Annotated in this window: 15 protein-coding genes; 8 read left to right on the plus strand and 7 right to left on the minus strand. The window is 65.5% G+C overall.

The genetic code is table 11. From position 1 onward, the window contains the following. Positions 1 to 8 precede the first annotated feature (8 nt). The 5 genes from DNA98_RS10715 to DNA98_RS10735 all read left to right on the plus strand — a co-directional run bounded on the left by DNA98_RS10715 (position 9) and on the right by DNA98_RS10735 (position 6,058). Positions 9 to 1,010 (plus strand): DUF58 domain-containing protein, encoded by a 1,002-nt coding sequence (locus tag DNA98_RS10715; protein ID WP_110530214.1) that lies wholly within the window; start codon positions 9 to 11, stop codon positions 1,008 to 1,010. Positions 1,011 to 1,086: 76 nt separating this feature from the next. Beyond that, positions 1,087 to 2,139: a VWA domain-containing protein gene (locus DNA98_RS10720; RefSeq protein WP_110530217.1), complete on the plus strand. Its 1,053-nt coding sequence runs from the start codon at positions 1,087 to 1,089 to the stop codon at positions 2,137 to 2,139. 10 nt (positions 2,140 to 2,149) lie between these two features. Beyond that, positions 2,150 to 3,109 (plus strand): VWA domain-containing protein, encoded by a 960-nt coding sequence (locus tag DNA98_RS10725; protein ID WP_110530220.1) that lies wholly within the window; start codon positions 2,150 to 2,152, stop codon positions 3,107 to 3,109. A 39-nt stretch (positions 3,110 to 3,148) separates the two neighbouring features. After that, complete coding sequence (locus DNA98_RS10730; protein WP_110530223.1) at positions 3,149 to 4,693, plus strand: phosphodiester glycosidase family protein; 1,545 nt, start codon at positions 3,149 to 3,151, stop codon at positions 4,691 to 4,693. A gap of 9 nt (positions 4,694 to 4,702) precedes the next feature. Next, positions 4,703 to 6,058 carry a hypothetical protein gene (locus DNA98_RS10735; protein ID WP_110530226.1) on the plus strand — a complete coding sequence of 452 codons (1,356 nt, stop codon included), beginning with the start codon at positions 4,703 to 4,705 and terminating at the stop codon, positions 6,056 to 6,058. A 4-nt stretch (positions 6,059 to 6,062) separates the two neighbouring features. Here DNA98_RS10735 and paaD read toward each other — a convergent pair whose 3' ends face one another. The 5 genes from paaD to DNA98_RS10760 all read right to left on the minus strand — a co-directional run bounded on the left by paaD (position 6,063) and on the right by DNA98_RS10760 (position 9,488). Beyond that, positions 6,063 to 6,554: a 1,2-phenylacetyl-CoA epoxidase subunit PaaD gene (gene paaD / locus DNA98_RS10740; RefSeq protein WP_110530229.1), complete on the minus strand. Its 492-nt coding sequence runs from the start codon at positions 6,552 to 6,554 to the stop codon at positions 6,063 to 6,065. Beyond that, positions 6,548 to 7,306: a 1,2-phenylacetyl-CoA epoxidase subunit PaaC gene (paaC, locus tag DNA98_RS10745; protein WP_110530232.1), complete on the minus strand. Its 759-nt coding sequence runs from the start codon at positions 7,304 to 7,306 to the stop codon at positions 6,548 to 6,550. The genes paaD and paaC overlap by 7 nt, the downstream gene beginning before the upstream one ends. Beyond that, positions 7,299 to 7,862: a phenylacetic acid degradation protein gene (locus DNA98_RS10750; RefSeq protein WP_110530235.1), complete on the minus strand. Its 564-nt coding sequence runs from the start codon at positions 7,860 to 7,862 to the stop codon at positions 7,299 to 7,301. The genes paaC and DNA98_RS10750 overlap by 8 nt, the downstream gene beginning before the upstream one ends. An 8-nt stretch (positions 7,863 to 7,870) precedes the next feature. Further along, on the minus strand, positions 7,871 to 8,842 hold the full coding sequence (paaA, locus tag DNA98_RS10755) for a 1,2-phenylacetyl-CoA epoxidase subunit PaaA (RefSeq protein ID WP_110530238.1): 972 nt from the start codon (positions 8,840 to 8,842) through the stop codon (positions 7,871 to 7,873). 61 nt (positions 8,843 to 8,903) lie between these two features. After that, on the minus strand, positions 8,904 to 9,488 hold the full coding sequence (locus DNA98_RS10760; protein WP_110530242.1) for a Uma2 family endonuclease: 585 nt from the start codon (positions 9,486 to 9,488) through the stop codon (positions 8,904 to 8,906). Between the two features lie 64 nt (positions 9,489 to 9,552). Between DNA98_RS10760 and DNA98_RS10765 the strand changes: the two genes are divergently transcribed. Both DNA98_RS10765 and DNA98_RS10770 read left to right on the plus strand, forming a co-directional pair. Then, on the plus strand, positions 9,553 to 9,765 hold the full coding sequence (locus tag DNA98_RS10765; protein WP_110530245.1) for a TraY domain-containing protein: 213 nt from the start codon (positions 9,553 to 9,555) through the stop codon (positions 9,763 to 9,765). A gap of 57 nt (positions 9,766 to 9,822) precedes the next feature. Then, positions 9,823 to 9,993 carry a type II toxin-antitoxin system RelE/ParE family toxin gene (locus DNA98_RS10770; protein ID WP_233493181.1) on the plus strand — a complete coding sequence of 57 codons (171 nt, stop codon included), beginning with the start codon at positions 9,823 to 9,825 and terminating at the stop codon, positions 9,991 to 9,993. A gap of 39 nt (positions 9,994 to 10,032) precedes the next feature. Here DNA98_RS10770 and DNA98_RS10775 read toward each other — a convergent pair whose 3' ends face one another. Then, positions 10,033 to 10,650 carry a YceH family protein gene (locus DNA98_RS10775; protein WP_110530250.1) on the minus strand — a complete coding sequence of 206 codons (618 nt, stop codon included), beginning with the start codon at positions 10,648 to 10,650 and terminating at the stop codon, positions 10,033 to 10,035. A 30-nt stretch (positions 10,651 to 10,680) separates the two neighbouring features. After that, positions 10,681 to 12,843, minus strand: coding sequence for a glutamine synthetase III (locus DNA98_RS10780; protein WP_110530499.1), 2,163 nt, complete (start codon positions 12,841 to 12,843; stop codon positions 10,681 to 10,683). A 213-nt stretch (positions 12,844 to 13,056) separates the two neighbouring features. Here DNA98_RS10780 and DNA98_RS10785 point away from each other — a divergent pair, with 213 nt between their 5' ends. Continuing rightward, on the plus strand, positions 13,057 to 13,824 hold the full coding sequence (locus tag DNA98_RS10785; RefSeq protein ID WP_110530501.1) for a nucleoside phosphorylase: 768 nt from the start codon (positions 13,057 to 13,059) through the stop codon (positions 13,822 to 13,824). The last annotated feature ends 1 nt before the right edge of the window (position 13,825 follow it).

Raw genomic sequence — 13,825 nt, forward strand, 5'->3', positions numbered from 1 at the left:
GATGGACGATGCTTCGAAGCCCTAGGGATCAGCCCCTCAAGGGGTCTGGCCCACACCTGGCGCCGCAAAAACCCCCTCCGAGGGTTCAGGAGCCTCCAGCCGAGCTGCTGCGCCGGCTCGAGTTCAAGGTTTTGCGTCGGCTGGATGGCTTCTTGTTCGGAGATTATACCGGGGTCTTCTACGGGCCCAGCTTGGACCTGGCCGAGGTGCGCGAGTACCAGCCCGGCGACGAGGTACGCCGCATTGACTGGAGCGTAACCGCCCGCACCGGCAAGCTCCACGTGCGCCAGTACCGCGAGGAGCGCGAGATCACCGCTTGGCTGATCGTAGACCTGTCCGCTTCGATGAACTTTGGCACCCGCAGAGTCCTGAAGCGCGAAGCGGCGCTGGAGTTTGCCGTCACCGCCGCCGCCATCGTCGCCCGGCATGGCGACAAGGTGGGGGCCGTGGTGACCTCGGAGGGCGGAATGCGGATCCTCCCGGCAGGGACTGGACGGCGGCAAATTTTGAAAATTGCGCAGCTATTCACCTCGCCGCCCAGCGAGGCGGGGCCGCGTAATACCTCTCAGCCCCCGCCAGTAGACCCGCTCGAGCAGGCGCTTCACTACCTCAACCGCACCCTCAAGCGGCGGGCGTTGATCTTTGTGGTCTCGGACTTTCTGGCCTCCCCCCCAGCGGCACCCGGCGCTTTGAGCTGGGCCAAACCCATAGGCCGTTTGGCCTATCGCCATGAGGTCATCGCGGTGCGCATCTCTGACCCTGCGGAACGGGAGCTACCCAAGGTGGGCGAACTCCGTTTGCGCGACCCAGAAAGCGCGCAAGAGATCTGGGTAAATACCTCCGATCCTCGGGTGCGCTCGGCGTACGCGGCCTTGGTAAGGGAGCACGAAGAGGGCATAAGACGTGTCTTGCGCAGCGCCCAGGTAGATCTGCTGGAGCTTTCCACCGCTCAGGAAATTGTCGAACCCCTCCTCAAGTTCACCCTGCGGCGCAAGGGGGTGAGGCGATGAAGCAAGAGACCAGGGGCAAAACGCCGAACGCTCGAGGAGTTCCGGCCAATGGCTACTCGCGCCGAAGGGGGCGGGTATGACCTTCACCTGGCCCACCCTTCTATGGGCACTGCTGCTGCTGCCCGTGGTGATGGGGGTGCTGGTGAGGGCCGAGCAGCGACGGCAGCGCACCGCTCAGGTTTTTGCCGATTCGCATTTGCTCAGCGCCGTGGTCCGGCAACCCTCTCCGGCACAAGCCCGTTGGCCGCGGATGCTCTATCTGCTGGCCCTGGCCTTGCTGCTTCTGGCGAGCGCCCGTCCGGTGGCAGCCCCTCCCCTGCCCACCAACAAGGCGGCGGTGGTGATCGCCTTGGATGCCTCCAAGTCCATGCTGGCAAGCGACATTAACCCCAACCGCCTGGAAGCCGCTCGAGCTATCGCCAAGGAGTTCGTGCGGCTAGCCCCACCCACCACTAAAATCGGGCTCATCACCTTCTCGGACTCGGCCTCGGTGGTGGTGGCTCCCACTACCGACCGCGCGGTGTTGCAAGAGGCTTTAGATAATGTCAAACCGGTGCAGAACACCTCGCTTCCCTCGGCCATCGTCACCGGGGTACGGCTGTTGCCGGGCCGCAAAGAGGTGCAACCGCCCACGGAGCTCCAGCCGCAAGGTCCGCAGGGCCAGCCGCCCCAGACCCCACTGATCCAACCCGACGCTCCGCCGCCTCGAGAATTCCCCCCGGGGAGCCTACTGGTGATCTCCGACGGGGCCACCAATGTGAGCTCCAACCCCCGCCTGCCTAACCAAACCGCCCTCGAGGCCGCGGCCAAGTTCGCCAAGGACAACGGGGTCAAGATCTACGCCTTCGCGGTGGGCAAGGAGGGGGGCGCGGTGATGCGCCTCGAGGGGCGGGATTACTTCGTACCCTTCGAGCCGCGCTCTTTGCAACAGCTCGCCGAGCGCACCGGCGGCAAGTATGTCTACCCGCCCACCGAGGAAGCGCTGCGCGCAGTGTACCGGGAGCTGGGTACGGTGATCCGCTGGGAAGCCACCCGGCTCGAGGTCTCCTCGCTGCTCTCCGGACTGGCGGTCATCCTGATGCTGGTGGGGGCCGGGCTCAACCTCAGGCTATACCGCCGGGTGCCCTAGGGGGTGGAAGATGGGCTTTCTCTGGCCCTCGGCTTTGCTCCTGTTGCTGTTGATCCCTGTGCTGGCCGTTTGGTACCGCCGCAGCCTGGCCCTCCCGGCGGCAGCTGCAACGCTCCACCCAGATCTGGCGACCCTGGCCCGGGCCAGCGGAAAGCAGCGGGACTTGACCCGCCACCTCCCTGTTGCGTTCTTCTCGCTGGCGCTGATCTTAGGGATCGTGGCCCTAGCCCGCCCGATCATCCCCATCCTCCACGCCGATCCCCGCACCACCATCGTGCTGGCCCTCGACGTCAGCCGCTCGATGCGCGCCACCGACGTCCTGCCCAGCCGCTTTGAGGCCGCTCGGGAGGCCCTCAAGGTCTTTATCCGCGAGCTCCCACAAGGGGCCCGCATCGGCCTGGTGACCTTCTCCCGTGCAGCCACCGAGGTGGTGGCCCCCACCACCGACCGCCAAAGGCTCTTGGATTCGGTGGATCTGATCCAGCTCGAGTTCGGCACGGCCATCGGCGAGGGCATCCTGACCAGCCTCCAGGCCCTCCCGCCCTTAGAGCAGCGCAAAGGCGCCAAGGACCCCAGCGAGCTGGCCACCATCATCCTCCTTACCGATGGGCGCAGCATCAGCGGCATCGACCCCCTCGAGGCCGCCCGGATCGCCGCCGAGCAAAAGGTCCGCATCCACACCATTGGCGTGGGCCGGGTCACCGAGGGCCCGGTGCCGGGGCTAGAGAATGTCTACCAGTGGGCCGCCTACTTTGATGAGGAGGTGCTCAAGCAGATCGCCGCCATCACCGGCGGGAAATACTTCTTCGTCAACTCGGCGGGAAAACTGCGCGAGACCTACCAGCAGCTCTCCCGAAGCTTTGTCTGGAAGGTCAAGCAAGACGAGGTGAGCGGCATAGCGACCCTGGCTGCCGGGGTGTTCTTGCTGAGCAGCCTAGTCCTTTCCGAGCTGCGCCGCCAGGTAGTCTGATTTTGACTCAGCGCTCATAAAAATCGGTTTAATCGGAATATGGATTTAGCCCATAAACTATTGGCTGCTTTGTTCTGCGTATCGGGGTTCGGCTTCGCCCAAAACCCCCCGCCGCCAAATCTCCCTACCAGCCCCACCCCGACGCTGATCCCCGCCGCGCGGTTGGGCCTCAGCTATAGCGCCGACGGCAATACCCTGCTCTTTCGCAAAAACGGCCTCGAGCTTGCCTACGTAGCGGGGGTAGGCTGGGCTCCACCCCTCGAGCCGGCGCTGCCGCCCCCCCAATCCGACCTACTGCCGCTCGAGGTCGTACGGGCCGCCGGGCTGGTGCAGGCCCCCGAGGCGGGGGTCCGCTTCAGCTTAGGCAGCGACCGGCTGCGGCTGGTCTTTGACCTGCCGGCGGATTTCGATGCCCCTCTGCCGCGCGGCGAGGGTGGCTTTTCAGGGCGCTACGCCCTCGAGCTTCCCCTCTTCGCCCCAGGGCTCGAGGCGGTGAGCGGGGAAGGGCTGAGCTTCTCCGTGCTGTACGGCCCAAGCTCCACCCGCTTCGCCCTCACTGCGCCGCCGGGCCGGTTTTATCGCTACCGCAGCTTCACCCTGGAAAACCCCCGGCGTTACGTGCTGGACCTCTACTACCTGCCCCCCGAGCGCACCGAAGCGATCGCCCCCGGCTTCCGCTACCGCGAGGTCTGGACTTTTACACCGGAACCCCTGCGGCTTTACCTGGTCGAGGCCGACCCTGGACGCTGGCGGATGGAACCGGTAGGACAGCCCGGTCTGCGGGCCTCCCTGCCCAGCCTGGCCCCCACCGCCTTGGCCATCCTCAACGGAGGATACTTCGACCCCAAAAGCGGCACCCCCATCGGCCTGTGGGTCAAGGATGGGGTGGCCCTCAACTTCCCCTTTGGCCGCAGCACCCTGATGTGGGAAGGCAACCAGGTGTTCGCGGGGTTTCCCAAGTTCGGCACGGTGGTATTGACCCAGGGTGGGCAGCGCCTGGCGGTGGGCATCAATCGCTACCGGGCCCGGCTTACCGCCCATACCGCTCCAGGCCCAGCCGGGCAAGCCGGGGAAGCCATCGCCGTGGTCGAGGGAGACCGGGTGATCGCCATCTACCCGGCCCCCTACGAGCTCAAACCCGGACAGTGGGGCCTCTCCTTCCCTGGGGGAGAGACTCCCCCGGTACGCGCCGGGGAGATCCTCAAGCTCTATGGTTCGCTCGAGCCTCCCGTGTCCTACGCGCTCGAGGCCGGTCCGTTGCTCATCCAGTCAGGGGCTTACGCCTTCGATCCCAGCCGCGAAGCTTTCACCGACCCCCGTCCCCTGAAAGCCGTCACCCCCCAATCCGCCGTAGCCTGGACCCAAGACGGCAGGCTCTGGCTGGTAGTCTCCGAGCCCACTACCCCGAGTACCCTGGCCCGTGCTCTGCAGCTGTTCAACCCAAACATCTGGGGTGCTATTCGCATGGATGCAGGCGGTTCGGCCCAGCTATATGTACGGGGTAGTCTCCAAACCCCGCTTATCGAGTCCAGGCCGCGCCCGGTTGTGAACGGGCTTGCCCTTTATCCGAAGGCCGGACCCTAAGCTGGAAGCATGCAGGCCCAGGTGACCACGCGGCCTGGAAGATTCACCGGCGTTCACCGGCGCTGGGCGAGCCGACTGGCCTGGCGGCGGCGCTCGCAGTGGGCGCTCGTCGCCTTGGTCCTGCTGCTGCCGCTGGCCCTGTGGCTCCATCCGGCCTGGAGCCTGCTCTCCCTGCTCACCCTGCTCTACCCCAGCCGCCTCGAGCTGCCCCGCGCCCTGCGGCAGCTCAACGAGCGCTACGGCCTGGCCTACCACAGCGCCCTCGAGGCCCCCCCTGCCCACCCCTGGCGCGAGCGGCTCGAGGCCGAAGCCCGGGCCAGCCTGCGCCGGGCCCGTCCTCCGGCCTTCCCCTGGCCGCTCGCGGTAGCTTACCTAGCCTTGATCGGGCTGATCTGGGTACTCCCCCCCCTCCAGAACCCGCTCAACCCCCCTGCGTCGGTAGGCCAGGCCTCGAGCCCTTCGCCAGGCTCTCCCGAGCAAGCCCCCAGCAGCCGCCCCCCGGAGCGAAATCCGCTGCCCAACCCACCGGGCCAACGCACTGAGCAGACCGAACCGGCATCTCAAGCGCCTGTGTCGAGCCCCCAAAACCCGCAGGCCAAATCTCCAACAGAGCAAAAGCCAAGTGCACAAAATCCGCAGAACCAACCCAGCGCTGGCCAGGAGCAAACTGTGGGCGAGCCAGGCCAGCCCGATCAACCTGGACAAGCGCACCCTCGCCAACCTGGACAAGCGCACCCTCGCCAACCTGGACAAGCGCACCCTCGCCAACCTGGACAAGCGCAGCCCAACCTGCCCGGGAAAACCCAGCCCACCCCGAATCAGCCTGGGCATCAAGGTCAGGAGCAGCCGCAACAACCCGCACAGGGCCAACCCGGGCCGCCGCAAAACGGCCAGCCGAGCAACCAGAATCCGCAAGGTCAAGGCCAAGGGCAGCCCGGTCAGCCAGGCACGCCCAATCCGGCTTCGCAGCGACCGCCACCCGGCTATCGCCGCGAGAATACGCTACCGCAACCGCAAGCCCAACCCGGTCAACCCCAAGGTCAGGGAAAGCAAGCGCCTAGGCAGCCACAGGGCCAGGGCACCGACTCGAGCCCCTCAGGCGAGCGGGGCTCGGGGCTGGCTTCACAGCAGCCCTTGCCGCAAACCCCGAACCTCCAGCCCGGCATCCGCCCCAATGGCGAAGCCCCGATCCAACGGGGATCAAGCCAGGGCCGACCGCAACCGCTCCCCTCCCCCTGGCCGTCTGGGCAACCTCCGCAAAACGTGCAGCGGCAAGCCGAGAACTACCTCCAAAGCGAACCTCTCCCGCCCGAGGTGCGGGAGGTACTAAGGCAGTATTTTGAGCTACCCGCCGATAGCCCATAACCGATCAAACCCTCTTAAAGCCCTCGAAGGGCTCCCGGCAGGCGTTGCAGACGTAGAGGCTCTTGCACAGCGTGGGGCCGAAGGGGTTCTTCACCGAGGTGTCGAGCGAGCCACAGCGCGGGCAGCGCACGGGCTCGAGCTCAAGCTCGATCAGCCCCAACTCGCCCGCCGGGCGCGGCGGGGCGATGCCGTAGCGCTCGAGCTTGGCCCTGGCTTCCGGGGCGATGCAGTCGGTGGACCATGGCGGGAAGAGCACGGTCCTGACCTCCACTTCGGCAAAGCCCAGCTCGCGCAGGGCCCGCTCGAGGCCCTCCCGGATCACGTGCAGCGCCGGGCAGCCCGAGAAAGTAGGCGTCATGGTCACGACCGCCTTCCCCCCCTCCACCTGCACGTCCCGCACCATCCCCATCTCCACCACATTGAGGACGGGGATCTCGGGGTCGGGCACCTCTGCCAGGGCCTGCCAGACTTGGTCGGCGCTCGGGGTTCTCACCATACCTTCGCCTCGCTGTCCCAGCGGGCGGTGGACTGCATCTCGGCCAGCAGCGACCAAAGGTGCTCGGTGTGCGTCTGGCGCGAGGCGGGCTGGTAGCCGGGTTGCAGGGGGAGCTTTAGGCCCGAGTTCTGGAGGTGCTGGGTGGTGTGAGAGAGCCAGGCCCCCTTGAGCTCGGTGAGGTCGGGCACGATGCCCCCCTCCACCAGAAGGGCCTCGCCCTCCAGGGGCACGAAGAGTTGCTGGGCATAGCCCCACTGCGCGTCCAAAGCCGCCTGCATGCGCCGGTTCGACTCCTCGGTGCCCAGCCCCAGCCGCTCGACCCAGGCCCGGGTGTGCTGCAGGTGGAAGCGCTCCTCGCGCAAGACCTTGGCGGCGACCTCGGCCAGGGGTTTGTAGGTGCTGTCCTTGGCCGCCGAGAGCCACAGCGTCTCGTAGGCGTCAAAGAGGTACTGCCGGAGCAAGGTGAAGGCCCAGTCCCCCTTGGGCAGCTCCACCAGCTCGCAGTTGCGGAACTCCGTGGCGTCGCGGAAGAAGGCCAGCCGGTCGGGGTCTGAGCCGTCGAGGGCCGAGCGCAGGCCGTACCACAGCGTAGCGTGCCCCAGCTCGTCCTGGGCGATGTTGGCCAGGGCGATGTCCTCCTCGAGGATGGGCCCGTGCCCCACCCACTCGCTATCCCGGTGGGCCAGGATCAGCTCGTCGTCGGCCAGGGCGGTGAGCTTGGCGATGAGGGCCTGTTTTACCTGCTCATTCATCCTCTTCCCCCCGTGGACGCTTGAACTTGCTCACGTGCGAACCCACCACACCGTAGTACGACTGCTGCTTGTAGGTCTTGTCTTTGGCCGGGGCGAACCAGCTCTCGACGGTCTCGGGAGTGTCCTCGCTCTTGGTCACGCTCGAGGCAGGTACCACCCACCACGCCAGCGCCGGGGCGTCGGTAAAGCGCTCCATGGCCCGCTTTAGCGCGTCCTCGGGGGAGGTGGCCTCGAGCTCGCCCACGTAGTCCACGAAGGTCATCGAGCGCTTGTGGGAAGTCTTGCGGAAGATCAAGTACTTCTCGCTAACCGATGGCGCTTCGGGGCGTTTAGCGTTTGGCGTTTGGCCTTCGGCCAGCTCTTCCTTCGTCGCCGAGAAGATCGCCGAGGCGGGGGCCACCCACAGGCTCACCGCCTGGGGCCGGCGGGCGAAGACGTCACGCGCAGTGAGCAGGGCATGTTCGGGATCCACCGCATGCACCGAGCCCACCGCCTGATGGGGCTTAGCAGGGGTGTCCTGTTTGAAGACTTCCCAGCGGGGCCACTGTGTGTCCATACAACCCCTCAAACCGCGACCGCGGCCTGCTGCTTCCGCGCCGCATAGGCCGCCAGCGCCTCGCGCACCCAGGCGCCTTCGGCGTGGGCCCGGCGCCTGGCCTCGAGCCGCTCCTTGTTCATGGGGCCGTTGCCATTCACCACCCTCCAGAACTCGTCCCAGTTGATGGGGCCGTGAATCCAGTTGCCGGTGGCCTCGTCGTAGCGCAACTCGGGGTCGGGGAGGGTGAGGCCGGCCTCCAAGATCTCCGGCGCGTGCTCGTTGATGAACTCCTGCCTGACTTGGTCGTTGGTCTTGGTCTTGATGCCCCACCGCACCAGCGTGGGGGTGTTGGGCGAGTCGGAGTCGTGGGGGCCCAGCATCATCAAGGCCGGCCACCACCAGCGGTTGATGGCGTCCTGGGCCATGGCGCGCTGCTTGGGGGTGCCCTTGGCGTAGGTGATCACCATCTCCTTGCCCTGCTTGTGGTGGAAGGTCTCCTCGGCGCAGATGCGCACCATCGCGCGGCTATAAGGCCCGTAAGAGCATTGCGCCAGCATGGTCTGGTTCTTGATGGCCGCCCCGTCCACCAGCCAGCCGATGGTGCCGATGTCGGCCCAGGTGAGGGTGGGGTAGTTGAAGATGGAGGAGTATTTGGCCTTGCCGGAGAGTAAGGCGTCCAGCATCTCCTCCCGCGTGACGCCCAGCGTCTCGGCGGCGTGGTAGAGGTACTGCCCGTGCCCGGCCTCGTCCTGCACCTTGGCGATGAGGATCATCTTGCGCTTGAGGCTGGGTGCCCGGGTGATCCAGGCCCCCTCCGGCAGCATCCCCACCACCTCGCTGTGGGCGTGCTGCGAGATCATGCGCACGAGCTGGCGGCGGTACTCCTCGGGCATCCAGTCGCCGGGCTCGATCTTCTCTCCGCGGGCGATGCGGGCCTCAAACTCGGCCAAGCGGGTTTCGTAATCGGGGTCGGTGGGTTTTCCGAACTTTCCAGGCATGGGCCTACCTCCCAAACTAACGCTCGTTAGGTTAAGAGTATAGCGGGCCAATACCCTGCGATCAAGAATCCGGCCCCGTGCGATTCGGACTCAGGCCCGCGTCGGCGTAAATCTCTTCCAGGCTCAGCTTCAAGCCCAAGCAGGGCAGCTCGAGCGCTCCGCTTCCTTCCACCGTTTCATAGCGCCAGGTGCCGTCCTCGAGCCTCCGGTATACCTCCACCAGCTTTCGGTCGTACGAGACGAGAATATAGGCTTTTAGGCTAGGGATTTTGCGGTAATGGTGTAGCTTCTCCCCCCGGTCAATGTCTGAGGTGCTTTCCGACAGCACCTCCACGATGAAGCAAGGGAAGCGTTTGTAGCGTGAGCCGTCGTTGCCCTCCTCGCAGGTCACGAACACGTCGGGGTAATAGGTGGGGCCCTCCGGAGTTTGCAGCAGCATGTTCTCCATATAGACAAAACAACCCGAAGCCCTAGCGGCCGCTCTAACCTGGGTGGCGATGTTCAGGCTGATCGTGGCGTGGTAATCCGTACCGCCCGCCATTGCAAACAGGTAACCGTCCACGAACTCGTGCCGTACCGAAGAGCGGGCCTCGAGTTCCAGATACCCCTCGAAGGTGGTTTTTCCCACGGGCTCGGGGCGGGGCATGACCTTAGTATAGCCGCCGCACTCTCCCAGACCGGCTCGAGAGGGGTGCAATACTTGTATTGCAATGCTTGCCGTCCGGCTGCCCAAGGAGATCGAGGCACGCCTCGAAGCGCTGGCCCGGAAGACGGGGCGCAGTAAGAGCTACTACGTGCGCCAGGCCATCCTGGAGCATCTGGACGACCTCGAGGACTATTACCTGGCCGTAGAGCGGCTCGAGCAGAACCTCCCCGGCATCCCCCTAGACGCAGTGGAGCGCCGCCTTGGGTTACAGGATTGAGTTTGACCCACGGGCCAAGAAAGAGCTGGCAAAGCCCGCCGCATCCTGCGCGAGCGGGTGGCCGTACTGGATGATCCCCGCAGCCTCGGAGAGGCGTTGCGCGGACCAGAGCTGGGTAAGTTCTGGAAGTACCGGGTAGGCGATTATCGGCTGATCTGCCACCTCCAAGACCGGAGGATCGCCATCCTGGTTTTGCGGGTGGGGCATCGCCGGGACATCTACCGCTGACCGGTACCCCACAGCGGGGGTAAATCCGTTGGAGAGCGCTTAGGCCCCTAGAGCCTGTTTCAGCGCTGTCACCATTGCCCGCAGCTCGCGCACCTCGGCCTCGAGCGCCTCCACCCTGGCTTCGAGCTCGCTCTTCTCCTCCGCCCGCACCACGGGGGAGGGGGTCCCGGCCAGCAGGTGGGCGTAGCGGGGCTCGCGCTCGCCGCTCTGGCGCTCGAGGCGTGTCACCAGGGGGTGGGGGGCCAGGTTCATCAGGGTACCCAGCACCGCCTCGACCTCCTGGATGGAGGCGAACTTGTGCATGGACTCGCTGCGGGCCTTGAGCTCGCCCACCGTCTGGGGGCCGCGCAACATCAGCACCGCCAGCACCGCCAGGGCGGGGGGCTCGAGCTTGAACTCGCGCTCGAGCAGCTGGCGGTACTTGGGGGCGCGGGCGCCATACTCCTTGACCAAGGCGGTCAGGCGCTTGATCTGGAGGGTGTCGAGGGCCTCCTGTACCTCGGCGTCGCTGAGGTTGGTGACGGGGTTGCGACCTTGCTTCTGGTTGGCACCCAGCCGAACGGCGTTGAGGGTCAGGGGGTAGTACTCGGGGGTGGCGAGCTGCTTCTCGATGAGCACTCCCAGCACCCGCACCTCGGTCTCGTTGAGCAGTTCCACGGTCTTAGATTCTAGCCCAGCTCCTCCCCCCTACTTGACGAATAGCATCTCCCGGTAGCTAGGCAAGGGCCAGTGCTTGTCCGCCACGATACGCTCGAGGGCATCGGCGGCCTTGCGCACCGCGGCCATAGCGGGCAGCACATTGTCGCGCACGTGGTAGGCCTTGGAGTGCACGTCGTCACCGCCCAGCTCGGCGTTTTGCTTTTTCAGCTCTTCTAGCGCATCAGAGAGGGCATCGGCAGCCTTGGCCACCTGCTCGATGGTGCGAGTCGCTGCCCGCGAACTGCCTCCTAAAGCGGTGAGCTCGGCTAAGTAGGCGAGTACTCCGGGTAAAATCTGGGTCTGGGCGATCCACTCGGTGGTCTCCCCTTCGATGTTCACCGTCTTGAAGTACTGGTCGTACATGATCTCCTGGCGGGCCTCCAGCTCGCGCGGGTTGAGCACCCCGTATTTGGAGAACAGCTCGAGGTTTTTCTTGCTGTTGAACAGTTCGATGGCCTCGAGCGTGGTGCGCAGGTTCAACAGACCACGCCGCTGGGCTTCCTGGTGCCAGGCCTCGGAGTAGCCGTCGCCGTTGAAGACGATCCGGCTGTGCTTCTTGTAGGTATCTTTGAGCACCTCCAAAAGCGCATCCTCGAAGGATTTCTTCTTCATGGCTGCCTCAACCTGGGCCGTGAGGACCTCCACCGACTCGGCCACGATGGTGTTGAGGACGGTGATAGGGAAGGAGATGCTCTGGCTCGAGCCCACCGCGCGGAACTCGAACTTATTGCCGGTGAAGGCGAAGGGAGAGGTGCGGTTGCGGTCGCCGGAATGTAGGGGCAGCGGGGGCAGCACCGGGGTACCTAGCCCCAGGAGCCCGGCTTTCTTGCGTGAGCCTCCCTTCCCGCTGACGAGGCGCTCAAAGATATCGGTGAGCTCGGCCCCCAGGAAGATCGAGATGATCGCGGGCGGGGCTTCGTTGGCCCCCAGGCGGTGGTCGTTGGAAGCCGAGGCCACGCTGATGCGCAAGAGGTCTTGATGGAGGTCCACCGCGCGGATCACCGCCGCACAGAAGAACAAAAACTGCATGTTCTCGTGCGGGGTGTCACCCGGGTCGAGGAGGTTCACCCCGGTATCGGTGCCCATGCTCCAGTTGCAGTGCTTGCCCGAGCCGTTGATCCCGGCGAAGGGTTTCTCATGCAACAGCGCCACCATGCCGTAGCGGCGGGCGGTGTTGCGCAGGATCTGCATGATGAGCTGCTGGTGGTCGGCGGCCAGGTTGGAGTGTTCGAAGATGGGCGCGATTTCGTACTGGCCGGGGGCTACCTCGTTGTGCCGGGTCTTCACCGGCACCCCCAGGGCGTAGAGCTGGCGCTCCACATCGGTCATGAAGGAGAGCACCCGGTCGGGGATGGAGCCGAAGTAGTGGTCCTCGAGCTCTTGCCCCTTGGGCGGCTTAGCCCCGAACAGGGTGCGCCCGGTCATCACCAGATCGGGGCGGCGGAAGTAGAACTCCTCGTCGATGAGGAAATACTCCTGTTCGGCCCCCAGGGTGCTGCTCACCTTGTTGGCATCGGTCACCCCAAACAGCCGCAGCGCCTTGAGGGCGGCCTTGTTGAGGGCTTCGATGCTGCGTAGGAGGGGGGTTTTGAGGTCCAAGGCCTCCCCCGTCCAGCTCACAAAGGCGGTGGGGATACACAGCGTGGCCCCGTTGGAGTGGCGCATGATAAACGCCGGAGAGGTGGGGTCCCAGGCGGTGTAGCCCCGCGCTTCGAAGGTCGCGCGCAAGCCTCCGGAGGGGAACGAGGAGGCGTCCGGTTCGCCCTGGATCAGGTCCTTACCGCCGAACTGGTAGATGGCCGAGCTATCCGAGGTGGGGGTGATGAAGCTGTCGTGTTTTTCCGCGGTGGCTCCGGTGAGCGGCTGGAACCAGTGGGTGTAGTGGGTGGCTCCTTTCTCCATGGCCCAGGTCTTCATGGCCAGCGCCACGGTGTCGGCGATGGCCGGGTCGATGGGCGCCCCCCGCTCGATGGTGGCCAAGAGCGACTTCCACACCGGCTTGGAAACGCGCTGGCGCAGCTCCTCGGTGGTGAGTACGTCGCTGGCGAAGATCTCGCTGGCTACGTCGGGGACCGGTGCGGCCGCGATCCCATTCTTGCCGTTCATGCGCCAATTGCGTCCTGCGGTAATCACATCTACGTCCTGGTTCATCCCTGTTACCCTCCGTGAGCGCCGGGCTTCGCCTGAGGGTTTTGCCAAGCGTACCTCAAAAGCGAAACTCAAGGCGGGAAATCTCTTCCCACTGTGCAGCATATCACGTCCTTGGAGCAAGTTGTCCAGCAAATTTTGACCAACGTTCGCTCTCGGATGTACACCTTGCACCCGGCGCCGCTCCTCTCCCCGGATTCCGGCCATAATGGAGCCATGCAGCGCCTATACCACATCGGTTTCGGCAAGGAGGACCTCGGCGCCACCCCACCCACCCTGGCCATCCTGAGCGGCGACCCTGACCGGGCCAGCCTGATCGCGCAGCGGTGGCTGCACGATAGCAAAGTCCTCTCGGAGAACCGGGGGCTCGCCAGCTACTTGGGAAACTTGCCCAACGGTAGGCCGGTGATCTCGGCGACCAGCGGGATGGGCGCACCGTCTTTGAGCATCGTGGTGAACGAGCTGGTCCAGCTGGGCATCCGCACCATCATCCGGGTGGGAACCTGCGGCTCGATCCAAGACCATGTGCCGCCCGGGAGCGTCGTGATCAGCCAGGCTGCCCTAGCCCGCCAGGGTGCGGCCAACGACATCGCCCCGCCCGAATACCCGGCCAGCGCCGACCCCTTCCTCACCGTGGCCTTGGTGGAAGCCGCCCAAGCCTTGGGCATCGAGTACCATTTAGGGATCACCGCCTCGGTGGATACCTTTTACGAAGGGCAAGAGCGCACCGACTCCGCCAACCCCCACCTGCTCCGGACCCTTCAGGGCATCACCGAGGAGTACCGCAAGCTGCGCATCCTAAACTATGAGATGGAGGCGGGAACGCTCTTCAAGATGGGCAACGTCTACGGGTTCGCCGCGGCCTGCGTTTGCGGGGTGATCGCCCAGCGCACCCGCTCCGAACAGCCGGTGCTCGAGGCCAAAGCCCAAGCGGTGGACCGGGCCATCCGTGTCGCGTTGGCCGCGGCGGAACGCTTCGCCTAAA

Origin of the sequence: Meiothermus sp. Pnk-1 (assembly GCF_003226535.1) — a bacterium.
Classification (GTDB): domain Bacteria; phylum Deinococcota; class Deinococci; order Deinococcales; family Thermaceae; genus Allomeiothermus.

Excerpts from the sequence above, each read along its gene's own strand:
- DNA98_RS10715 (WP_110530214.1), top strand. The coding sequence starts at position 9 with ATGCTTCGAAGCCCTAGGGATCAGCCCCTCAAGGGGTCTGGCCCACAC.
- DNA98_RS10720 (WP_110530217.1), top strand. The coding sequence starts at position 1,087 with ATGACCTTCACCTGGCCCACCCTTCTATGGGCACTGCTGCTGCTGCCC.
- DNA98_RS10725 (WP_110530220.1), top strand. The coding sequence starts at position 2,150 with ATGGGCTTTCTCTGGCCCTCGGCTTTGCTCCTGTTGCTGTTGATCCCT.
- DNA98_RS10730 (WP_110530223.1), top strand. The coding sequence starts at position 3,149 with ATGGATTTAGCCCATAAACTATTGGCTGCTTTGTTCTGCGTATCGGGG.
- DNA98_RS10735 (WP_110530226.1), top strand. The coding sequence starts at position 4,703 with ATGCAGGCCCAGGTGACCACGCGGCCTGGAAGATTCACCGGCGTTCAC.
- paaD (WP_110530229.1), bottom strand. The coding sequence starts at position 6,554 with ATGGTGAGAACCCCGAGCGCCGACCAAGTCTGGCAGGCCCTGGCAGAG.
- paaC (WP_110530232.1), bottom strand. The coding sequence starts at position 7,306 with ATGAATGAGCAGGTAAAACAGGCCCTCATCGCCAAGCTCACCGCCCTG.
- DNA98_RS10750 (WP_110530235.1), bottom strand. The coding sequence starts at position 7,862 with ATGGACACACAGTGGCCCCGCTGGGAAGTCTTCAAACAGGACACCCCT.
- paaA (WP_110530238.1), bottom strand. The coding sequence starts at position 8,842 with ATGCCTGGAAAGTTCGGAAAACCCACCGACCCCGATTACGAAACCCGC.
- DNA98_RS10760 (WP_110530242.1), bottom strand. The coding sequence starts at position 9,488 with ATGCCCCGCCCCGAGCCCGTGGGAAAAACCACCTTCGAGGGGTATCTG.
- DNA98_RS10765 (WP_110530245.1), top strand. The coding sequence starts at position 9,553 with ATGCTTGCCGTCCGGCTGCCCAAGGAGATCGAGGCACGCCTCGAAGCG.
- DNA98_RS10780 (WP_110530499.1), bottom strand. The coding sequence starts at position 12,843 with ATGAACCAGGACGTAGATGTGATTACCGCAGGACGCAATTGGCGCATG.
- DNA98_RS10785 (WP_110530501.1), top strand. The coding sequence starts at position 13,057 with ATGCAGCGCCTATACCACATCGGTTTCGGCAAGGAGGACCTCGGCGCC.